The following is a 21,175-nucleotide window of genomic DNA, read 5'->3' as shown; positions in this document are numbered from 1 at the left end:
TGCTCAGCCGGCCGCCTGTGGAGAGCGTCGGGCTGTGGAGAAGCTGTCAGCCAGCCCTGACCGCGAAGATCTCGGAGATGCGATCGAGCTGCTCGGCGTCGAGCGTCGTGTTTGCGGCCGCGGCATTGGCTGCGATCTGCTCGGGGGTCGTGGCCCCGGCGATCACGCTGACCACGGGCGACTGGGCGAGCATCCACGCGAACGTCGCATCCAGCATCGACACGCCCCAGGAGCGCACAGCCGCTGCGTACTGCTCAAGCGCGTCCCAGTTCGCTGACTCAAGCATCTGCGGCTTGAGGTTCGTGAGGCGGCCGTCTGCGGGCCGCTCCGTGCGTGTGTACTTGCCGGTCAGCAGGCCGTTGGCCAGCGGGAAGAACGGCAGGAAGCCGAGCCCTGCCTCACGCGCAGCAGGCAGCACATCCTGCTCGACTCCGCGCTGCAGCAGCGAGTACTCGCTCTGGGCGGTCTGAAACCCTGACTGGGCCGGTGCCGCATCAGCCTCGGCGATCTGCGCGGCACTGAAGTTCGAGTGGCCGTATGCGCGGATCTTGCCCGCTTGCACGAGCTCGTCGAGCACCTGCACGGTTTCGCCGATGGGCGTCTCGTCATCGGGCGTGTGCAGCTGATAGAGGTCGATCCAGTCGGTCTGCAGACGGGTCAGCGAAGCGTCGACGGCCTTGCGGATGTAGGGCGCGGCACCCATGGGGCCCCACCCCTCCTGCCCGGGAATCGGAAAGTCGCGGTTGCCCCACTTCGTGGCGATCACGACGCTGTCGCGACGCCCCTTGAGCGCAACGCCCATGTGCGTCTCGCTGGTCGTCGGCGGCACCCCGTACATCTCGGCCGTGTCGAGCAGGGTGATCCCGTGGTCGACGGCCGCGTGCAGCACTCGTGTCGAGCCACTCTGGTGCTCGGTGACGGTGCCGCCCCTGCCGAAGTTGTTGCATCCGAGGCCGATTGCCGAGACTTCGATTCCTGAGGTTCCGAGGGTGCGACTCATACGTGTCAGCCTAGCTCGCCGCTGCCCTGTTCGAGCGTGCCTCCGACTTCGTCGGGCGCGGCAGCGGTCCACGGCTGACGATCGTCGACAGGGGTCGAGCTCATGATGTCGTCGGCGACGGCGTCACTGCATCCTGCGAGCGTCAGCAGCGCGGCAGCTGCAAGGGCCGCGGGCATCCTGGGCCGAATGGTCATGACTGCTCCCCTCTTGCTGATGTCTCCATCAGAGCGGATGCACCTGTGCAGTCTCTATCTGCTGTCTGTGTGCGGCCGAGATCCGGCTGGCTCAGCGGCGGTCGAGCAGCAGCAGCTCGCCGTCTCGCATCGACACGTCGGCTCCTGCACCGCGGGCGGCGCGCAACAGCGACTCGATGTCGCCAGGCTCTGCCCGCGCTTCGGCAAGCATCCGGACAAAGGCGCCCTTGGCGTGCTTGTTCCAGTGCGAGAGCGCCTTGCCGCGCTCGTCGACCACGTCGAACGAGACGGCTCCCTCGACCGGAAGCTGCGCCGCGTACGCCTTCGAGCGCATGTCGATCACGAGCGAGTCGTCAGCGAGTGCCGCTGCGGTGAGGGGCGGCACCGACTTCCAGATGCGGGCGAAGGTCGTGCCCGGAACCCTGGTGCCGTGCGACACCTTGTAGTCGGGGATCGAGTCGGATGCGCGCAGCAGTCCGAAGAGCGCCGAACCGATCGCGACGTGGTCGCCGACCCACGTTCGGCCGAGATCGTCGAGCGTGCCGAAGCTCAGCCCGTCGTAGAGCACGCCTGTGTACCGCTCGATCGCCGGCATGACCGGCGATGACTCGAGCGAGGCATTGGCCTGCGCTGCTCGCTGCTTGGCAGGCGTCGACTCGTCCTGGCCCGCTGCGACGAGCTCCCGAACCGCGGATATCGCTGCAGAACGACCACTGGCCAGCCCGGGAAACCCGAGGCTGGCCAGTGTCAGTCTGCCTTCGCCGCCCGAGATCTTCGTCTCGCTCGGCGGAAGCAGGATCAGCATCTATACGAGATCAGCGTTCCGTGCCACGATCTGCACGACGTCGCGGTCAAACGAGAGGAAGCCCTCGTCTGCCTGGATCAGCACGGTGGTGCCATCAGCCTGCGCAATGCGCACACGGCCCTCGTCGAGCATCGCCAGAATCGGCGTGTGATTGGCCATCAGGCCGATCTCGCCCTCTGCGGTGCGAGCAGAGACCTGCTTCGCCTCGCCGGACCACACTTCGCGCTCTGCCGAGACGACGTTGACCTGGAGTGGCATCAGCCGTTCTCCTTCTGGATCTGCGCCCACTTCTCTTCGACATCGGTGATGCCGCCGACGTTGAAGAACGCCTGCTCAGCGACGTGGTCGAACTCGCCCTTGCTGATCGCATCGAACGACTCGATGGTCTCCTTGATCGACACGGTCGAGCCGTCGACACCGGTGAACTTCTTCGCCATGTAGGTGTTCTGCGAGAGGAACTGCTGGATGCGGCGTGCACGCGACACCGTGATCTTGTCTTCTTCGCTGAGCTCGTCGACACCGAGGATCGCGATGATCTCCTGCAGCTCCTTGTTCTTCTGCAGGATCTGCTTCACGGCCGTGGCCACGCGGTAGTGGTCTTCACCGATGTAGCGCGGGTCGAGGATGCGGCTGCTCGACGTGAGCGGGTCGATGGCCGGGTAAAGGCCCTTCGACGCGATCTCACGGCTGAGCTCGGTCGTCGCGTCGAGGTGCGCGAACGTCGTTGCCGGAGCCGGGTCGGTGTAGTCGTCAGCGGGCACGTAGATTGCCTGGAGCGACGTGATCGAGTGGCCGCGCGTCGAGGTGATGCGCTCCTGGAGCACACCCATCTCGTCAGCGAGGTTGGGCTGGTAACCCACTGCCGAAGGCATGCGGCCGAGCAGCGTCGAGACCTCGGAGCCCGCCTGCGTGAAGCGGAAGATGTTGTCGATGAACAGCAGGACGTCCTGCTTCTGCACATCGCGGAAGTACTCCGCCATGGTCAGTGCCGACAGGGCGACACGAAGACGCGTTCCCGGCGGCTCGTCCATCTGGCCGAAGACAAGAGCGGTCTTGTCGAAGACCCCCGCTTCGTCCATCTCGTGGATCAGGTCGTTGCCCTCACGGGTGCGCTCGCCGACACCGGCGAACACCGAGACGCCACCGTGGTCCTGTGCGACTCGCTGGATCATCTCCTGGATGAGCACAGTCTTGCCGACACCGGCACCTCCGAAGAGGCCGATCTTTCCACCCTGCACGTACGGTGTCAGGAGGTCGATCGACTTGATGCCCGTCTCGAACATCTCGGTCTTCGACTCGAGCTGGTCGAATGCGGGTGCCTTGCGGTGGATCGGCCAGCGCTCAGTCGCCTCGAACGTCTCGCCCTCGCCGAGGTTGAGCACGTCGCCGGTCACGTTGAAGACCTTGCCCTTGGTGATGTCGCCGACGGGGACCGAGATTGCCTCGCCCGTGTCGTGGACTTCCTGGCCGCGGACGAGTCCGTCAGTCGGCTTCAGCGCGATGGCGCGGATGAGGTCGTCGCCGAGGTGCTGCGCAACCTCGAGCACCAGTGTGGACTCCTCGTGGCCCTCACCGAAGCTGACAGTCGTCTTGAGCGCGTTGTAGATCTTGGGGATCGAGTCGTGCGGGAACTCGATGTCGACCACGGGGCCGGTGACGCGAGCGACGCGACCGACGCCCGGGGTCTTGGTCCCCGTCGTGTTCGTCTCTGTGATGGTCATAGCTGTTTGCCCTTCCTGGCGGGTTACGAGGCCAGGGCGTCTGCGCCGCCCACGATCTCGCTGATCTGCTGTGTGATCTCCGCCTGACGTGCATTGTTGCGCAGGCGGGTGTAGTCCGTAATGAGGTTGTCTGCGTTGTCGCTCGCCGACTTCATGGCCTTCTGCGTCGCAGCCTGCTTCGCTGCGGCAGACTGCAGCAGCGCATTCAGGATGCGGCTCTCGATGTAGACCGGGAGCAGCGCGTCGAGCACGTTGTCGGGCTCGGGCTCGAACTCGTAGAGCGGAAGCGCCTCGTTGTCTCCGACCTCGTCGGCCTCGACGACCTCGAGAGGCAGCAGACGAATGGTCGAGGCCTCCTGCGTCATCATGCTGACGAAGCGGTTGTAGACGACGTGGATCTCGTCGACCCCGCCCTCTGCTCCGCCGAGGTTGTACGACTCGATCACGGCATCCGCGATCTCACGTGCCACCGCGGCTGTCGGAGCATCGGTGATGCCCTGCCACTCGCGCTCGAATGAACGACGACGGAACTCGAAGAACTGCACAGCCTTTCGACCGACCAGGTAGTGGTCGACCTCTTTGCCCTCGTTCTCAAGACGGGTCTTGAGCTCGGTCGCCTCGCGGAGCAGCTGCGAGTTGAACGCGCCAGCAAGACCGCGGTCGCTGGTCAGCACGACGATCGCGCTGCGAGTGATGCTGTCGCGCTCGGTCGTGAGTGCGTGGTTCTCGTCGCTGTGCGCCGAGACCGCGCTCACGGCACGCGTGACGGCGCGCGCATACGGCGCCGACGCGTGCACCCGAGCGAGTGCCTTCTGAATGCGCGAAGCTGCGATGAGCTCCATCGCCTTCGTGATCTTCTTGGTCGTCTGCGCAGACTTGATCTTCTGCGTGTAGACCCTGAGCTGAGCACCCATGGGCTATCGCTTGCCCTTGACGATTTTCTCCTGGTTGACGTCCTCGAGCTCCTGCTCGTTGCCGGACTCGGTGCCGAGGGGAGCCTCTTCAGAGCGCTTGAACGTCTGCAGGAACGAGTCGACCTCGGTCTCAAGGGTCGCCTTGGTGTCGTCGTCGAGCACGTTGCTGTCGCGCAGCGTGGTGAGCACCGAGGTGTTCGACTTCAGGTGGTCGAGCAGTTCGCGCTCGAAGCGCAGCACGTCTTCGACGGGCACGGTGTCGAGCTTGCCGTTGGTGCCGGCCCAGATCGAGACGACCTGGTCCTCGACCGGGTAGGGCGAGTACTGCGGCTGCTTGAGCAGCTCGGTGAGGCGTGCGCCTCGCTCGAGCTGACGACGGCTTGCCGCGTCGAGGTCGGATGCGAACATCGCGAATGCCTCGAGCGAGCGGTACTGGGCAAGCTCGAGCTTCAGGGTTCCGGAGACCTTCTTGATCGACTTCACCTGAGCGTCGCCGCCGACTCGCGAGACCGAGATTCCGACGTCGACCGCAGGGCGCTGGTTGGCGTTGAAGAGGTCGGACTGCAGGAAGATCTGGCCGTCGGTGATCGAGATTACGTTGGTCGGGATGTATGCCGAGACGTCGTTCGCCTTGGTCTCGATGATCGGCAGACCCGTCATCGAACCCGCTCCGAGCTCGTCGGAGAGCTTCGCGCAGCGCTCGAGCAGACGCGAGTGGAGGTAGAACACGTCACCGGGGTATGCCTCGCGGCCCGGCGGGCGGCGGAGGAGCAGCGACACGGCGCGGTATGCCTCAGCCTGCTTCGACAGGTCGTCAAAGATGATGAGGACGTGCTTGCCGCCGTACATCCAGTGCTGCCCGATGGCCGAGCCTGTGTAGGGGGCGAGGTACTTGAAGCCGGCGGGGTCGGATGCGGGGGCAGCGACGATCGTCGTGTACTCCATTGCACCAGCGTCTTCGAGGGCGCCCTTCACCGAAGCGATGGTCGAGCCCTTCTGGCCGACGGCGACGTAGATGCAGCGAACCTGCTTGTTGACATCGCCCGAGTCCCAGTTGGACTTCTGGTTGATGATCGTGTCGATCGCGAGTGCGGTCTTGCCGGTCTGGCGGTCGCCGATGATCAGCTGACGCTGTCCGCGGCCGACGGGGATCATGGCGTCGATCGCCTTGATGCCGGTCTGCATGGGCTCGTGCACGCTTTTGCGCTGCATGACGCCGGGAGCCTGGAGCTCGAGGGCGCGGCGGCCTTCCGAGGCGATCTCGCCGAGACCGTCGATCGGAGCACCGAGGGGGTCGACGACGCGACCGAGGTAGCCGTCGCCGATCGGAACGGACAGGACCTCTCCGGTGCGCGTGACTTCCATGCCTGCTTCGATGCCGGCGAACTCGCCCAGCACGACACAGCCGATTTCGGTCTCGTCGAGGTTCTGCGCGAGGCCGAGCGTGCCGTCCGCGAAACGAACGAGCTCGTTCGCCATGACGCCGGGGAGTCCCTCGACGTGGGCGATGCCGTCAGCTGCGTCGGTGACGTGGCCGACTTCAGCGGTCTTCGAGTTCTCGGACTCGTACGACGACACAAAATCGGCGAGTGCGCCCTTGATCTCTTCAGGGCTGATGGTGATGTCAGACATTGTCTTCCCTCTTGGGTTTGTAGTGCCCGACCTAGCCGAGCTTCAGTCGGAGGTCGTTGTACTTGGAGCGGATCGTGCCGTCGATGACTTCGTCGCCGACAGTGACACGGAGTCCGCCGATGATCGACGGATCGATGACCTGTGAGAGTCGCAGGGAGCGGCCGTAGCGCTGCTGCAGACGCTCTGTGAGTCTCGAGAGCTGTGCGGCAGGGAGCTGGCGCGCGGTCGTGACCGTAGCCAGGCTCTCGCCGGTCGCGTCTGCGACGGACTTCTGCGCGGAAGCGAGCATCGGGCGGATGCGTCGGCCCCGAGGGCTGAGAACGAGGTGGCGCACGATCGCGACGGTCTGCTCGGAGGCCTTGCCCTCGAGGAGACGGTCGGTGACCGATGCCTTGGCGTCGCCTGCGGCACGGCGATCGCTGAGCGCGAGCTCGAGATCGGGTGCCGAGGCAACCGACTTCGCGAACTGGCCCAGCTCGTCGCCGATGGCCCGGGCGTCGCCGCTCTTGGCTGCCAGCTGAATGCCGACCGCCTCGAGTGCGTCGATCATGTCGGTCGGCTGCGACCAGCGGCCCCGAGCTGCGCTCACGACCACCGTGCGGGCGGTCGCCGAGAGCTGTCCGAAGACTCGCTCGGCAAGTGCCGCTCGTGCATCCTGGCTCGCGACTGCATCGCTCAGCGCAGCCTGCAGCTGACTGTTCGTCTCGATCAGGCGTGCCGCTGCGAGGATCTCGCGAGCCTCGGCTGCAGACGGGGTCAGAGCTGCGTTCGACGCCGACTGGACGGCTTCGAACGACGCTCGGGATGTGCTGCTCACTAGCGACCAGCCTCCTGGGTCTCGAGGTCAGCGAGGAATCGGTCGACGATGCCTGATGCGCGCTCGTCGCTCATGCTCTCGCCGACGACCTTCTCTGACAGGTCGAGGGCCAGCGTGCCCACTTCGTGTCGGAGCTGCGATGCGGCGGCCGAACGCTCGGACTCGATGCGAGCCTGGGCGTTCGTCACGATGCGAGCTGCCTCTTCGTTGGCCTGCTCCTTGAGCTCGATCTCGAGGCTGGCTGCGTTCGCACGAGCCTTCTCGCGGATCTCAGCGGCCTCTTCACGAGCCCTTGCGAGCTCAGCGTTGTTCTTCTCGAGAGCGGCGGCTGCTTCGGCCTGAGCCTCTTCAGCCTTCTTGATGCCACCCTCGATAGCCGCGGCGCGCTCGTCGAGGAGGTTCTGCATCTTCGGAAGCGCGAACTTCCAGAAGAGCAGCAGGGCGACGACGAAGACGACCGCAGACCAGATGATGTCATAAGGCGCGGAGAGGAGCGGATTGACCGTCTCCTCGGCCGCGGTGACAACGGTGCGGATCATTGTGTCGTCCTTAAACCATGAAGAAGTAGGTGGCGATGCCGATGAAGGCCAGAGCCTCAGCGAATGCGACACCGATGAACATGGTGATCATCAGGCGTCCCGACATCTCGGGCTGACGGGCCATGGCTTCGACGGTCTTTCCGACGATGATGCCCACACCGATTGCGGGGCCGATTGCTGCGAGGCCGTAGCCGACAGTCGCGATGTTGCCCTCGATAGCGGCAAGCAGAGTCGTGGCAGTGTCCACGGTGTTTCCTTCCTATTGGTCTGGCAGGAGTGCCAGGTCAGTGGATTTGTTGTTGTTGCTCTAGTGGTCTTCAGCCAGCGCAAGCTGGATGTAGACCGCGGTCAGGACAGCGAAGACGTACGCCTGCAGGGCCGAGACCATCAGCTCGAAGAGCGTGAAGGCGAAGCCCATGCCGAGCGAGCCGACTCCGATCAGCTTCATGGCGCCGGGTGCGCTCAGGAAGAAGAAGTGGGTTGCCGAGAAGAACAGGACGAGCATGATGTGCCCGACGAACATGTTCATCATCAGTCGAAGCGTCAGCGTGATCGGACGCAGGATGAAGGTCGAGATGAACTCGATCGGCGTGAGGATGATGTAGAGCGGCCACGGCACGCCCTTCGGCAGCAGCGCGTTGCGGAAGAAGCCGCCGGGGTTCTTCTTGATGCCCGCGTACATGAACGCGACATACGCGACGACGGCGAGCACGAGCGGCAGGCCGATGACGCTGGTGCCGGCGATGTTGAGCCCCGGGATCACACCCGTCAGGTTCGAGAACAGCACCACGAAGAAGATCGTCGTCAGCAGCGGCAGGAAGCGCTTGCCGTCCTTCTCGCCCAGCAGCTCGACCGCGATGTTCGTGCGGACGAAGCCGAGGCCCATCTCGACGAGCGACTGGCCGCGACCGGGGATGAGGCGGAGCCGCCTCGTGCCGAGCCAGAAGATCAGCACGAGCGCAAGCAGTGCGATCAGACGCATCAGGATGATGCGGTTGATGCCGAAGAGCGGCTCTTCGCCGTCGAACCACGGAATCGTGGGACTGTCGAAGAGGAAGATGGGAGGGAAGAAGTCGCTGATCGACGGTGGGTGGAACTCGTCGGCTCCGCCTTCAGCAGCGGGAAGAAGTGCAGTTAGGGGGTTCAGCGCTGTCTCCGTACACTCAAGGCGCCGTGGCGCCTACGTCGTAAGATTCGTGGTTGCCTTTCGCGAGCAGAACAGCAGAATCGCGCGCGGAAGGGACTGCAAGAGCCTATCAGAAGGCAGAGCGGGTTCTGACCGGATGCGAAGGTCAGCGCTGGCCGGCGGGCCTGCCGAGGGTCGACTCGTCTGGACGGTCGTCCTCGATGATCGGCTGACGCGACCGGGCGATGACGACGAGGTCGACGATCAGCGAGCCGACCACCGCGGCCACGATGCTCACGAATGCGGCGATCGGGTTGATCCAGTCTGCGTCGCGGATGACGAAGATGAGTGCGATGAACGCGATGAACTTCACCAGCCAGCCGCCGAGGACGATGCCGAAGAATGCCCCTGAGAACATGTCTCCGCCCGACACCTTGATCGCCAGCAGGATCGAGAGGGCGGTGAGTGCCCCGAACAGCGCGGCCACTGCGGTGCCCACGACTGCGCCGAGGAGTCCTGCGGTGCCCGCTACAGCGAATCCGACGATTCCGCCGATGACGGCCACGAGCCCTGCGAGTATGGCGCTCCAGAGGAGGATGCGCTTCAGTATCGCCTGGGTGTTCATGCTCTGGTCTCCTCATGTGGTTCGCGGTCGTCTTCGGTCAGCTGAGCCCGCCCGCGCATCTCCTGGGAGCGCACCATGACGAGCCTCAGAAAAGAATGCCACAGTCTGCCGGTCACCGGCAGCGCGGTGAAGACGGCGCAGAGCAGGAATCCGACTCCGACGAACAGCAGAGCGCCCCATGCCGGAACAAGCATGAACAGCAGGCAGCCGACCGAGACGACCGCCGTCCAGCTGTAGAAGATGAGCACGGCGCCGAAGTGCGAGTGCCCCATGTCGAGCAGCCTGTGGTGCAGGTGCTTGCGGTCGGCCGCGAACGGGCTCTGGCCGTTGAGCAGCCTGCGCACCACTGCGAGCACGAAGTCGAGCAGCGGCATCAGCAGGATGGCGAGCGGCAGCAGGATGGGGATGAACGCGGGAAGGATCTGCGAACGTCCGCCGACGACCGCGATGTCGATCTGCCCCGTCACCGCGACTGCGCTGACAGCGGTGAGCAGGCCGACCATGAGCGCCCCTGCGTCGCCGATGAACATCTTGGCGGGGTGCCAGTTGAGCGGCAGCACGCCGATGCACACGCCGATGACGATCGCCGTGAGCAGGCTCGCGAGCGAGAAGGTGGCATTCTGCTGGCCGAGGTTCTGGCTCAGCATCCAGATGTAGGCGAAGAACGCGGCAGAGCCGATGATGGTCGTACCCGCCACGAGCGCGTCGAGCCCGTCTATGAAGTTCACCGCGTTCATGATCAGCACCAGCACGAGCACCGTGAGCGAGATGGACAGCGTGGACGACCCGACGGTGAGCCCCGCGATCGGCAGCGACACGATCTGCACGCTGAAGAGCGCGATGGCGATGGCGACGGCCAGCTGGGCGCCGAGCTTGAGCATCCAATCGAGGTCGACGAGGTCGTCGAGCACGCCGACAGCAACGATCAGCGTCACGGCCCCGAGCAGCGTCAGGATGCGAAACGGCTCGTCGAAGACGCGCTGGAACGATGGGATGAACGATGCGACCAGCATCGCCACGAGGACGCCGATGAACATCGCCACTCCCCCGAGCCGAGGCGTCGGCCGCGAGTGCACGTCGCGCTCGCGCAGCGGCGGGTGGATCTTGTAGTTCATCGCCACGCGATAGACGACGAGGCTCGTGAGCCAGGTCGCAACCGCCGCGATGGCTGTGATGAGCAGGAACAGCAGCAAGGTCAGTCGTCCTTGGCGGATGCTTCTTCGACGGGAGGCTCTTCGACCGGCGCTTCTTCGACCGGCGGCTCAGCCTCGGGAGCATCGACCGTGAGCGCGTCGTCGCCGACAAGCTCGCGGATCGTCTCCTCGCTCAGCACGCCCTGGCGCACGATGCGCAGCAAGCCGTCGTCGCGGGAGGCGTCGATGATGGTCGAACCGTTCTGCTTCTCGTGCGGCTCGTAGCCCTCGCCCACTTCGCCGGCGTCGAGCACGACTGCGACTGCTCCCCCGATCATGCCGGCGGCGCGGCCGGCCGTGTGCGGTGCCGGCATGCCGTGCAGATTGGCGCTCGAGACCGCGAGCGGTCCGGTGTCTTCGAGCAGCTCAGCCGTGAGCGGGTGCGCAGGGATGCGCAGCGCGACGGTGCCGTTGGTGTCGCCCAAGTCCCAGCCGAGGCTCGGGCGGGCGCGGACGATGATCGTCAGCGGGCCGGGCCAGTGCATCTCAAGCAGCGGGTCGAGGCTCTCGGGCAAGTGCTCGGCCAGTGCTGTGGCCATGGCCCTGTTGGCGATGAGCACGGGAGGGGGCGACGTGCGGTCGCGGCCCTTCGCGCTCAGCAGCTTCGCAACCGCAGCCGCGCTGAAGGCGTCTGCTGCGACCCCGTACACGGTGTCGGTCGGCACGATGACGAGCTCGCCGCGGCCGATCGCCTGGCGCGCCTGGCGCATGCCCGCGAGCAGCTGGGCGGAGTCCGAGAGATCGTAGGTGTCTGGCACGTCCCCAATGGTAGTCGCCTACGGGCGGACGGCTGCCGTGAACCGCGGCCGACCTGTGAGGTCCTCTGAGGTGGACGCCTGCTGCCAGCCGTCCTGTGCGAGGAGCTCGCGAATCCGCTCTCCCTGGTCTTCTGTGTGCTCGAGCACGATGCTGCCGCCCGAGCGCACCGCCGCATGCCCCGAGATGCTCAGCTGCCTGATGGCGTCGAGTCCGTCGCTGCCTGAGTAGAGCGCGAAGCCCGGGTCGTGCAGAAACACCTCGGGATCGCGCGGGATGCTCGAGAACGGCACGTATGGAGGGTTCGACACCAGCACGTCGAGGTCGGCCTGTTCGGTCAGCGCACGAGCGAAGTCGTCATGCAGCAGCCGAACCGATGGAGCGAGGGTCGTGATGTTGCACTTCGCCCACACGAACGCGGCAGGCGAGAGCTCGACGGCGATGACCTCGGCATCGGGGCGCTCGGTCGCGATCGACACGGCGATCGCTCCGGTGCCGGTGCCTGCGTCGAGCACTCTGCCACCCTGCGGCAGCCGCTGCATGGCGAGCTCGGCCAGCAGCTCGGTCTCGGGCCTGGGGACGAGCGCGCCCGGCCCTGTCGCGAGGCTGAGGAATCTGAAGGGGGCGTGGCCGACGATGTGCTGGAGCGGCTCACGAGCGGCGCGCCTGTCGACCGCTCGCCTGAAGCGGAGGGCCGCGCCGGCCTCGACTGCTGCGTCGATGGCCTCGAGCATCCGCACGCGACCCAGCGACTCGCCGAGCGCGTCTGCGAGCAGCAGCTGCGCATCCGGCCCCACCACTCCTGCGTTCGACAGCTGACGCCGCGCCGAAGAGAGCAGGTCATGCGCGCTGTCGGCAGGCTCAGAGTCAGTCACGAGTCCCATCGTCGCATGCAGAACGCCGCAGATTGCCCGCAGCAGTGTGACGAACCGTGTCGCATGTGGAATTCTGAAGTCGCGGCTCCGTTGAATACTGCATAGGATAAAAGCATTGCTCAGAGCACATGAAAGGCTTACTAATGGCAAACATCGCTGAGAACATCACGAAGACCATCGGAAACACCCCGCTCGTCAAGCTCAACGCCCTCAACACCGGCGACGCCACGGTGCTCGCGAAGCTCGAGGCAGGCAACCCGGCCTCGAGCGTGAAGGACCGCATCGGCCTCGCGATCATCGAAGCCGCCGAGCAGTCCGGCAAGCTGAAGCCCGGCGGCACGATCGTCGAGGGAACCAGCGGCAACACCGGCATTGCGCTCGCATTCGTCGGCGCCGCCAAGGGCTACCGCGTCGTGCTCACGATGCCCGAGACCATGTCGGTCGAGCGCCGCTCGATCCTGAAGGCGTTCGGAGCAGAGCTCGTGCTGACCCCCGGCCCTGACGGCATGCGCGGAGCAGTCGAGAAGGCGCAGCAGATCGCCGACGAGACCGAGAACGCCGTGCTGGCCAGCCAGTTCGCCAACGAGGCCAACCCCCGCGTGCACCGCGAGACCACTGGTGAAGAGATCTGGCGCGACACCGACGGCAACGTCGACGTGTTCGTCTCGGGCATCGGCACCGGCGGCACCATCACGGGCGCCGGCGGCCTGCTGCGTGAGCGCAATGCAGACGTCAAGGTCATCGCCGTCGAGCCCGCTGACTCGCCGCTGCTCTCTGAGGGCAAGGCCGGACCCCACAAGATCCAGGGCCTGGGCGCCAACTTCGTGCCCGACGTGCTCGACCGCGAGGTCTACGACGCAGTCGCTCCCGTGCAGCTCGACGACGCCATCTCGACCACTCGCGAGTTGGCTGCGAAGGAGGGCATCTTCGCCGGCATCTCGTCAGGCGCTGCCGTCTGGGCTGCTCTGCAGGAGGCGCAGAAGCCCGAGAGCGCCGGCAAGACGATCGTCGTGATCCTCCCCGACACCGGAGAGCGCTACCTCTCGATGCCGGTCTGGGCGGAGCTCGGCTGAGTTGAGCCTCCTCCGAATCCGTGAGGACATCGCGAACGCGCGCCGCCATGACCCGGCGGCGCGCGGTTCGCTCGGTGTCTTCCTGACCTACTCGACCCTGCACGCCGTGTGGGGCCATCGTTGGAACCACTGGCTCTGGCAGCGCGGCATGAGCGCGCTCGCACGTGCCGGCTCACAGTGGACCCGATTCCTCACGGGCGTCGAGATCCACCCGGGCGCAGCCATCGGCCGTCGCTTCTTCATCGACCACGGCATGGGCGTCGTGATCGGCGAGACGGCAGAGGTCGGCGACGACGTCATGCTCTACCACGGGGTGACCCTCGGAGGCACCTCGATGGAGCAGAAGAAGCGCCACCCCACGCTCGGCAACGGCGTGCTGGTCGGCGCAGGGGCGAAGATCCTCGGCCCCATCACACTCGGCGACGGCGCGAAGGTCGGCGCCAACGCCGTCGTGCTGAAGGACGTGCCGGCAGAGCACACCGCAGTCGGCATTCCGGCCAAGCTGCTCGAGCCGAGCAGCGCAGCCGACGTCGGGCTGATCGAGTACGTGATCTGACGGCTTCAGGCCGCCTGGTCAGCGCTCGAAGCGCACGACTCCCCCGACGACTGTCGTCAGCACCTGTGTGCGCCACAGGGCCTCTGGATCGATGTCGAACGGATCCTGGTCGACGACCATGAAGTCGGCGAACTTGCCCGTCTCGAGGGTTCCGGTCTCGTGCTCGAGGCCTGCCGCGTATGCGGCGCCGAGCGTGTAGGCCCGCATCGCATCCCAGACCGTCAGCCGCTCGTGCGGCTCGCGCCCGCCGGCAGGCTCGTCGTCACGACGCTGTCTGGTCACCGCCGCGTGAATGCCGAAGAATGGGTCTGCGGGCTCGACCGGCGCATCCGACCCGAATGCTAGCGCAGCGCCGTCGTTCAGCAGCGTCTGCCACGGGTAGTGCAGGGTGTCGCGCTCGCCCAGCAGGCGAATGCTGAGCGGATAGTCGCTCGTGCAGTGGGTCGGCTGCATGGAAGCGATCACCGAGAGCTCGTGGAACCGCGCCAGGTCAGCGGGCTTGATGTGCTGCGCGTGCTCGATGCGGTTGCGCAGCCCGGTCTGAGGCGCATGCTTCGCGGTCGCCTCGAATGCGTCGAGCACGATCGTGTTGGCCATGTCGCCGATCGCGTGCACGGCGATGGCGAGCCCAGCCTCTGACGCCGCGCGCATCGACTCGCGCAGCTGCTCGGCCGACGTCACGGCGATGCCGGTGTTGCCCGGCTCGCCCTCGAACTCCTCGTGGAAGTGCGCGGTGTGGGGGCCGAGTGCTCCGTCTGAGAAGAGCTTGACGGGGCCTGTCGTGACCCAGTCGTCGCCGTCGCCCGTGCGGCGGCCCTCGGCGATGGCCCTCTGCAGGTCGCCGCCCTGCACCGCCTTGTGCACGCGCAGGTGCAGTCGCCCGGCGTCGCGCAGCTGCAGGTAGCCTTCGCGCACCGATTCGCCGTCGATGTCGGTGACGTGTGCCAGGCCGGTTGCGAGCAGCTCATGCTGGAGCTCGTCGAGCAGCTCAGCCATGCGGTGCTCGAGGGTGGGCATCGCAACTGCTGAAAGCGGCGCTGACGCCGACTCGAGCAGCACGCCCGTGACTTCGCCCTGTGCGTCGCGCTCGATGCGCCCGCCTTCCGGGTCGACCGAGTCGGGGCCGATTCCGCCGAGTTCGAGGGCTGCAGAGTTCGCCCAGTCGGCGTGCCCGTCGATGGTGGCGAGCATGACCGGGCGGCTGCCGAAGATGGCGTCGAGATCAGACTTGTGCGGTGCGCCGTCTGTCCACGGATTGGCATCCCAGCTGCCTCCGACAACCCATCCGTCTCCGGGGTTCTCGTCGCGGAAGACCTTCAGAGCCTCGAGCGCCTCTGCGTAGGACCCGATGCCGCGCAGGTCGGGGCCGAGCCTGTCGATCGCCATCATGCCCGTGTGGATGTGCGCGTCATGGAACGCGGGCAGCAGCGCCGCACCCCCGAGCTCGACGGTCTCTGCGCCGTGGCCCGCGAACTCGCGCGCCTCGTCAGGAGCGCCGATGAACGCGATCCGGCCGTCGACGGCGACTATGCCGCCGTCGAACGGCTCGGGGTCTGCGAGGGTGCGGATGCGGGGGTGCAGGAACAGCGTCGACTTCGGCATGGTTAGACGCTAGCCGAGTTTCTGCGCGGTCAGATGCACCCCAGCACACGACGCGCCGCCTGCCTCAGCGGACACGATCGAGGAAGCTGCGCACACGAGGATTCTCGGTCTTCAGCAGCAGCTCGGGCTCGTCCTTCTCCATGACGATTCCCTCGTCGAAGAAGGCCAGCGAGTCGCCGACTTCGCGTGCGAATCCGACCTCGTGCGTCACGACGACCATCGTCATGCCGCCTTCTGCGAGCGCCTTCATCGTCTCGAGCACCTCGTCGACGAGCTCGGGGTCGAGCGCGCTGGTGGGCTCGTCGAAGAGCATCAGGTCGGGGTCCATCGCGAGCGCCCTTGCGATCGCCACGCGCTGCTGCTGGCCGCCCGAGAGCTGGTGCGGCCGCTTGTGCGAGTGGTCGGCGAGGCCCACGCGGTCGAGCTGCTCGCGAGCGCGCTCACGAGCCTTCGCCTTCGAGAGCTTCTTGACGTGGATGAGGCTGGCGGCGACATTCTCGAGGGCGTCGAAGTGCGCGTAGAGGTTGAAGCGCTGGAACACCATGCCGATTCGGCTGCGGAACTTCGCCCAGTCGCCGTCGCCCCATTCACGGTAGCGTCCGTCGCTGAGGCTGTAGCCGACCTGCTCGCCGTCGACGATGAGGCTGCCGGCGTCGATCAGCTCGAGACCGTTCATGGCTCGCAGGAACGTCGACTTGCCCGAGCCCGAGGGCCCGACGATGACGCTCACCTCGCCCTTGTGCACCTGGAAGTCGATGCCCTTGAGCACTTCGTGCGTGCCGAACGACTTTCGGACTCCCTTTGCCTGCACCAGCAGGCTGTTCGACTCGCTCATCGCGCTCCCTTTCCGCCGTTGCGCACGGGAAGCCGAATGGCGCCCGTCGCCGCATCGAGCATCCGCTGTCCTATCGATGTGCCTCGGATGGCACGCACCCGGTCTGCTCCGAATCGCTTCTCGAGCAGCGACTGCAGATACGTCGCGATCGCTGTCATGAACATGTACCAGATGCTGCAGACGATGAGCAGCTCGATCACGAGGTTGTTCTGCTTGTAGATGTTGCTCGCGTTGGTCATGAGGTCGTTTCCGGCCACCACGACGATCAGCGAGGTCGTCTTCAGCATCGAGATGAACTCGTTGGCCGTCGGCGGGATGATGATCTTGAGCGCCTGCGGCAGCACGATGATGCGCATCGTCTGCGAGCTCGTCATGCCACCGGCCTTCGCCGCCTCGGTCTGGCCGCGGTCGACGGCCATGATGCCGGCGCGCACCGTCTCGGCGAAGTAGGCCGAGAGGTTGAGGCCGAGGCCGAGGATCGCCGCGGTGTCGCCCGAGATGAGCGAGTTGGTGTCCCAGCGCATCCCGATCGAGGTGAAGGGGATCTTGAGGGTGATGTAGGGCAGAAGGAGGGCGAGGTTGAACCAGAAGATCAGCTGCACCAGCACCGGGGTGCCTCTGAAGAACCAGATGTAGGCTTCTGCGATCCACTTCAGCACCGGGTTCTTCGCGAGCTTCATGATCGCGAAGAGCACGCCGAGCACGAGGCCCAGCACCGTTGCCGCGAGGCTGATCCAGATCGTCGCGACGACACCGTTCAGGATGTGCTCGTAGAAGAGGTACTCTCCGACGCGCTCCCAGCGGATGCGGTCGCTGAACACGAAGATGCTCACGAACCAGAGCACTGCCGCCAGCGCGATCGCGCCGACGATCCAGCGTCTGATGTGCCATCGCCGCGCAATCGAGAGCTCTTCGCCCTGCGGGCCTATGAATGGTGCCGTTCTGCGAGTCACTGCGTGCCTCCTTCTGCCCTGATGCCTATTCGCCGTTGATGGTCGCGGTGTCGAGCGCCATGGCGTCGACTTCCCATGCGGCCAGGATCTCGGCGTATGCGCCGTCGTCCATCAGGTGCTGGAGCGCAGCCTGGATTGCGACCGCGAGGTCGGCGTTGGCGTTGTCGACTCCGATGCCCCACACCGACTCGCCGCCTTCGATGACGACTGCGTCCATGTTGTTGTTCTCGTCGGCGGCGCGAGCCACTGCGACCGGGTAGTCGGTCACGGTCGCCTGCGAGCGTCCGCTCTCGAGCGAGAGGTTGGCGTCCTGGTCTCCGGGGAACGGCAGGATGTCGTAGGGAGCCTCACCGGCTTCCTCGCATGCAGCCGACAGCTCTTCTGCCAATGCTGCGCTCGAGCCCGCGTCGACGACTGCGACGGTCTTGCCGCAGAGGTCCATGGGCTCTTCGATGCCGAGCGGGTTGCCGCCCTCGACGAGGAACGCGTTGCCCGACTGCACGTAGTTGACGAACGTGGTCGTCTCGCGGCGCTCTTCGGTGTCGGTCATCGACGAGACGAGCACGTCGTAGCGGCCAGAGACGAGGCCCGGGATCATCGCGTTGAAGTCAGCGTCTTCCATCGTCATCGGCACGCCGAGCACACGCGAGATGGCGTGGGCCATGGCGGGGTCGACGCCGAGGAGGTCCTTGTTGTTCGAGGCGAAGATCTCCATGGGCGGGTAGCCGCTCGAGGTCGTCCAGGTGAGGCCGGTCTTGTACTCGTTTGGCAGCAGGTCGTGGATCTCCTGCACGGGCTCGAGTGCCTCGATGATGTCCTTCGCTGCCTCTTCGTCGTGCACCTCGGCGAATTCGACCGACGAGAGGTCGACTGCCTCGCCGTCGCCGCCGCCTTCGACCTCTTCGAGCGACTGGCCGCCGCAGGCGACGAGCGACGTTGCGAGAATGCCGGCAAGGGCGAGCGCCATCGCCCGACGCATGGTTCTGGTGTTCTTCATGATGTCTTCCTAACTTGCTGTTGTGTGTGCGATTGCGCCTGCGACGACCGTGGTCAGCGTCTTGGCCTTCCACAGGTCGTCGCCGCTCATGGTGAATGGGTCTTGGTCGACGGCGATGAAGTCGGCGTGCTTGCCGACCTCGACGCCGCCGGTCGAGTCTTCGAGGCCGGCTGCGTATGCAGGGCCTGAGGTGAATCCGCGCAGGGCGTCGAGCACGCTCAGCCGCTCCTGCGGCTCGCGGCCGCCATCGGGTTCGCCGTCTCTCGTCTTGCGCGTGACTGCGGCGTGCACCCCGTAGAACGGATTGATCGGCTCGACCGGCGCATCCGACCCGAATGCGAGCGTTGCTCCTGAGCCCAGCAGCGATCGCCACGGGTAGTGCATGGTGGCCCGGTCGCCCAGCAGCTGCACGCTGAGCGGAAAGTCTGTCGTCGCGTGCACCGGCTGCTGCGAGGGAATCACGCCCAGCCTGGCGAAGCGGGCGAGGTCGGATGGGCGGAGGTGCTGCGCGTGTTCGATGCGGTTCCGCAGGCCGTGGGCGTGTGCAGTCTCGGCCACCCGCGCGAACACGTCGAGCACGGTGGAGTTGGCCAGGTCGCCGATGGCGTGCACCGCCGCCGCGATGCCGCGCTCGTTTGCACGTCGCACTCCGTCGAGCAGCGCATCCGCCTCTGTCACGGCGATGCCGGTGTCATCGGTGCCTTCGTAGGCCGCGTGCATGAGTGCGCTCTTGGGGCCGAGGGCTCCGTCTGCGAAGAACTTGGCGGGGCCGTTGGTGAAGCGTGCGTCGCCTTCGCCGGTGCGACGGCCCTCTTCGATTGCGATGTCGAGGAACTTCGCCTGCACGCCCTTGTGCACTCGCACGGTGAGCTCGCCCCTGGAGTGCATGGCGAGCAGCGCAGCGCGCACGTCTTCGCCGTCGAGGTCTGTGACATGGCTGATGCCAGCCGTGAGCAGCTCGCGTTGCACGCTGAGCATGAGCGCCGGCAGCTGCTTGTCGAGCGATGCCTCGGCGATGACGCGCACCTGGCTCGCCGCCGATTCGAGCAGCAGGCCGGTCGGCTCGCCGTGCTCGTCGCGCTCGATCCTGCCGCCGGCCGGGTCTGGGGTCGAGCTGTCGATGCCGGCAATGCGGAGGGCTGCGCTGTTGACCCAGTTGGCGTGGCCGTCGATGCTCGGCATCGAGACGGGAGCATCGCCGAAGATCGCGTCGAGGGTGCTGCGGTGCGGTGCCGTGCGGTCGCTCCAGGCGTTGCGGTCCCAGCGGCCGCCGACGACCCACTCTGCTCCTGCGGGAATCACGTAGCTGCGCAGTCGGCTCACCACGTCATCGTGCGACAGGGCATCGCGCAGGTCTGGCGCGACCATCTCGCGGGCCAGGTTGCCGCAGTGGATGTGCGCATCGTGGAATGCCGGAATGACCGCTGCGCCCGGCAGCTCGATCTCGTCTGCTGACCGCCCGAGGGCATCGCGCGCCTCTTGGATCGTGCCCACGTGTGCGATGCGGCCATCACGGACGGCGATCGCGCCGTCGATGTGGCGGTCGTCCGCGAGAGTGCGGATGCGCGGGTGCAAGTAGAGGGCGGTGGTCATTGCAGCCTTTCGAATCAACAGCGATGTTGAACAGTGATTTGACTCTACGGTGCGATGCGCCGGATTCGGTCACAGAACCGTCACGTCTGCGCGCGGGCTCGACATGACGAGAATTAGCAATGCTTAACTGTTGGGAGAGAAGTCGCTCGTGAAGCGGAAGGACCGACATGCTGAACCCCGTCCACCTGCGCACGCTGCAGGAGGCAGTGCGCCAGGGCAGCTTCGTCGGAGCTGCGAATCGCCTCGGGTACACGCCGTCTGCGGTGTCGCAGCAGATGGCCGCACTCGAGACCGAGCTCGGCATCGAGCTCTTCGACAGGTCTGCCAGGCGCGTTCGCCCCAACGCCGCGGCCGCTGCCATGGCCGAGCGCGCCGCAGCCGTGCTGGCGAGCATGGAGTCGATGATCGCGGCGACGACCGCGACGCACAGGCAGGAAGGGGTTGCGCGGCTGAGTGCGTATCCGAGCCTCGGCTCGCGCATCGTGCCCCTGCTGCTCGACTCCCCCGACCTGGCTGCGGCGCAGCTGTCTGTCTCGGTCAGCCTGCACGACCCGTCGCTGGCAATTCAGGAGCTACGCGCTCACGGCACGATCGACGTCGCCCTCGTCTACCGGATGGGCGGCACGGGACTCTGGTGGCCTTCGTCGTACGAGCCGGAGCATCTCGCGCACGACGAGTTCACGGTCGTCGCGCCGGCGGCGTGGGGCATGCGCGGCGGCGACGGTGGCGGTGCGTCGATTCACGATTTCGCCGAGCGGCCGTGGATACTGCACCACCCGAACTCGAGCGACGCCGAGGTGATCGCCGAGCTGTTCGCGTCCCGCGGCATCCGGCCGCAGGTTGTCGGCCGGTCTGATGACTATGCTGCGACACTCGACCTGGTGGCCTCTGGCATGGCTGCGGCGTTCGTGCCGCGGCCCATCGTCGAGCGCATGCCGGCAGGTGTGATGAAGGTCGAAGTCGACGACTTTCCGATGCGGCGTGAGATCTATGCCCTGCGGTCGACCGTTGCTCCGGCTGCGCGGATCGACACTGTGATGTCTGCAGTTCGCGAGGCGATGGGGCAGCTCGGGTACGAGTGACGGCGGTGCTGCGGTGCGGCGGCGCGTGCGCGGTGCGTGCTGCGCCGGCGCGTCACGAGATGCCGCAATGTCACCAGAAACCGCAGATTCTGCGGCTTCTCGTGGGCGGTTTCAGATGGTCGTTGCAACGAGTAGTTGGTTCAGTTTGTCAGCTGGGGTGGCCCATTGCAGTGTTTGGCGTGGTCGGGTGTTTAGTTCGTGGGCTGTGGTGTCGAGGTCGTCTTGTGTGATGGTGCGGAAATCGGTGACGGATTTCGGGTAGTACTGGCGTAAGAGTCCGTTGGTGT

At 66.0% G+C, this 21,175-nt stretch carries 23 protein-coding genes and 1 pseudogene; 3 read left to right on the top strand and 21 right to left on the bottom strand.

Annotation, left to right across the window (positions count from 1 at the left end; translation table 11 throughout):
- Positions 1-46 precede the first annotated feature (46 nt).
- The 15 genes from CZ674_RS12360 to prmC all read right to left on the bottom strand — a co-directional run bounded on the left by CZ674_RS12360 (position 47) and on the right by prmC (position 12,197).
- A complete protein-coding gene (locus tag CZ674_RS12360) occupies positions 47-1,000 on the bottom strand; it encodes an aldo/keto reductase (protein WP_086992827.1) in 954 nt (317 codons plus the stop codon).
- A 5-nt stretch (positions 1,001-1,005) separates the two neighbouring features.
- The gene (locus CZ674_RS12355) at positions 1,006-1,194 is read right to left on the bottom strand and encodes a hypothetical protein (protein WP_086992826.1); all 189 of its coding nucleotides are present in this window, start codon (positions 1,192-1,194) and stop codon (positions 1,006-1,008) included.
- 91 nt (positions 1,195-1,285) lie between these two features.
- Positions 1,286-1,999, bottom strand: coding sequence for a YaaA family protein (locus CZ674_RS12350; protein ID WP_086992825.1), 714 nt, complete (start codon positions 1,997-1,999; stop codon positions 1,286-1,288).
- A complete protein-coding gene (locus tag CZ674_RS12345; protein WP_086992824.1) occupies positions 2,000-2,257 on the bottom strand; it encodes a F0F1 ATP synthase subunit epsilon in 258 nt (85 codons plus the stop codon).
- Positions 2,257-3,720, bottom strand: a complete 1,464-nt coding sequence (atpD, locus tag CZ674_RS12340) for a F0F1 ATP synthase subunit beta (protein WP_086992823.1) — start codon at positions 3,718-3,720, stop codon at positions 2,257-2,259. Before atpD ends, CZ674_RS12345 begins: the two co-directional genes overlap by 1 nt.
- Positions 3,721-3,743: 23 nt before the next feature.
- Positions 3,744-4,634, bottom strand: coding sequence for a F0F1 ATP synthase subunit gamma (locus tag CZ674_RS12335; RefSeq protein WP_086992822.1), 891 nt, complete (start codon positions 4,632-4,634; stop codon positions 3,744-3,746).
- Positions 4,635-4,637: 3 nt separating this feature from the next.
- The gene (gene atpA / locus CZ674_RS12330; protein WP_086992821.1) at positions 4,638-6,266 is read right to left on the bottom strand and encodes a F0F1 ATP synthase subunit alpha; all 1,629 of its coding nucleotides are present in this window, start codon (positions 6,264-6,266) and stop codon (positions 4,638-4,640) included.
- A 31-nt stretch (positions 6,267-6,297) separates the two neighbouring features.
- Complete coding sequence (locus tag CZ674_RS12325; protein WP_086992820.1) at positions 6,298-7,083, bottom strand: F0F1 ATP synthase subunit delta; 786 nt, start codon at positions 7,081-7,083, stop codon at positions 6,298-6,300.
- Complete coding sequence (locus CZ674_RS12320) at positions 7,083-7,622, bottom strand: F0F1 ATP synthase subunit B (protein ID WP_086992819.1); 540 nt, start codon at positions 7,620-7,622, stop codon at positions 7,083-7,085. The genes CZ674_RS12325 and CZ674_RS12320 overlap by 1 nt, the downstream gene beginning before the upstream one ends.
- A 10-nt stretch (positions 7,623-7,632) precedes the next feature.
- A complete protein-coding gene (gene atpE, locus CZ674_RS12315) occupies positions 7,633-7,869 on the bottom strand; it encodes an ATP synthase F0 subunit C (protein WP_086992818.1) in 237 nt (78 codons plus the stop codon).
- Between the two features lie 60 nt (positions 7,870-7,929).
- Positions 7,930-8,769, bottom strand: coding sequence for a F0F1 ATP synthase subunit A (gene atpB / locus CZ674_RS12310; RefSeq protein WP_086992817.1), 840 nt, complete (start codon positions 8,767-8,769; stop codon positions 7,930-7,932).
- Between the two features lie 145 nt (positions 8,770-8,914).
- Positions 8,915-9,373 carry a hypothetical protein gene (locus tag CZ674_RS12305; protein WP_086992816.1) on the bottom strand — a complete coding sequence of 153 codons (459 nt, stop codon included), beginning with the start codon at positions 9,371-9,373 and terminating at the stop codon, positions 8,915-8,917.
- Complete coding sequence (locus CZ674_RS12300; protein ID WP_234988578.1) at positions 9,370-10,566, bottom strand: MraY family glycosyltransferase; 1,197 nt, start codon at positions 10,564-10,566, stop codon at positions 9,370-9,372. Before CZ674_RS12300 ends, CZ674_RS12305 begins: the two co-directional genes overlap by 4 nt.
- Positions 10,567-10,568: 2 nt before the next feature.
- Entirely contained in the window at positions 10,569-11,324 is a 756-nt protein-coding gene (locus CZ674_RS12295) for an L-threonylcarbamoyladenylate synthase (RefSeq protein ID WP_086992815.1), read from the bottom strand.
- An 18-nt stretch (positions 11,325-11,342) separates the two neighbouring features.
- Positions 11,343-12,197 (bottom strand): peptide chain release factor N(5)-glutamine methyltransferase, encoded by an 855-nt coding sequence (gene prmC, locus CZ674_RS12290; RefSeq protein WP_234988577.1) that lies wholly within the window; start codon positions 12,195-12,197, stop codon positions 11,343-11,345.
- A 143-nt stretch (positions 12,198-12,340) separates the two neighbouring features.
- Here prmC and cysK point away from each other — a divergent pair, with 143 nt between their 5' ends.
- Together cysK and epsC are read left to right on the top strand one after the other, a co-directional pair.
- Entirely contained in the window at positions 12,341-13,270 is a 930-nt protein-coding gene (gene cysK, locus CZ674_RS12285; protein WP_086992813.1) for a cysteine synthase A, read from the top strand.
- A gap of 1 nt (position 13,271) precedes the next feature.
- A complete protein-coding gene (epsC, locus tag CZ674_RS12280; protein WP_086992812.1) occupies positions 13,272-13,826 on the top strand; it encodes a serine O-acetyltransferase EpsC in 555 nt (184 codons plus the stop codon).
- Between the two features lie 18 nt (positions 13,827-13,844).
- On the opposite strand, the gene CZ674_RS12275 is transcribed toward epsC, so the two are convergent.
- The 5 genes from CZ674_RS12275 to CZ674_RS12255 all read right to left on the bottom strand — a co-directional run bounded on the left by CZ674_RS12275 (position 13,845) and on the right by CZ674_RS12255 (position 19,806).
- Entirely contained in the window at positions 13,845-15,428 is a 1,584-nt protein-coding gene (locus CZ674_RS12275; protein ID WP_086992811.1) for an amidohydrolase, read from the bottom strand.
- 64 nt (positions 15,429-15,492) lie between these two features.
- Positions 15,493-16,263, bottom strand: a complete 771-nt coding sequence (locus tag CZ674_RS12270) for an amino acid ABC transporter ATP-binding protein (protein WP_086992810.1) — start codon at positions 16,261-16,263, stop codon at positions 15,493-15,495.
- On the bottom strand, positions 16,260-17,216 hold the full coding sequence (locus tag CZ674_RS12265) for an amino acid ABC transporter permease (RefSeq protein WP_086992809.1): 957 nt from the start codon (positions 17,214-17,216) through the stop codon (positions 16,260-16,262). The genes CZ674_RS12270 and CZ674_RS12265 overlap by 4 nt, the downstream gene beginning before the upstream one ends.
- A gap of 25 nt (positions 17,217-17,241) precedes the next feature.
- A complete protein-coding gene (locus CZ674_RS12260; RefSeq protein WP_086992808.1) occupies positions 17,242-18,213 on the bottom strand; it encodes an ABC transporter substrate-binding protein in 972 nt (323 codons plus the stop codon).
- Positions 18,214-18,222: 9 nt separating this feature from the next.
- Positions 18,223-19,806 carry an amidohydrolase gene (locus tag CZ674_RS12255; RefSeq protein WP_086992807.1) on the bottom strand — a complete coding sequence of 528 codons (1,584 nt, stop codon included), beginning with the start codon at positions 19,804-19,806 and terminating at the stop codon, positions 18,223-18,225.
- 167 nt (positions 19,807-19,973) lie between these two features.
- Between CZ674_RS12255 and CZ674_RS12250 the strand changes: the two genes are divergently transcribed.
- A complete protein-coding gene (locus tag CZ674_RS12250) occupies positions 19,974-20,888 on the top strand; it encodes a LysR family transcriptional regulator (RefSeq protein ID WP_086992806.1) in 915 nt (304 codons plus the stop codon).
- 111 nt (positions 20,889-20,999) lie between these two features.
- Here the strand turns inward: CZ674_RS12250 and CZ674_RS14440 are convergent.
- A pseudogene (locus CZ674_RS14440) lies at positions 21,000-21,175 on the bottom strand (IS30 family transposase); the annotation flags it as partial.

Origin of the sequence: Agrococcus casei LMG 22410 (genome assembly GCF_900163565.1) — a bacterium.
In the GTDB taxonomy this organism is placed as follows: Bacteria; Actinomycetota; Actinomycetes; order Actinomycetales; family Microbacteriaceae; genus Agrococcus; species Agrococcus casei.
The sequence above is the reverse complement of the archived record's forward strand: the minus strand, read 5'-3'. Positions and strand labels throughout refer to the sequence as shown.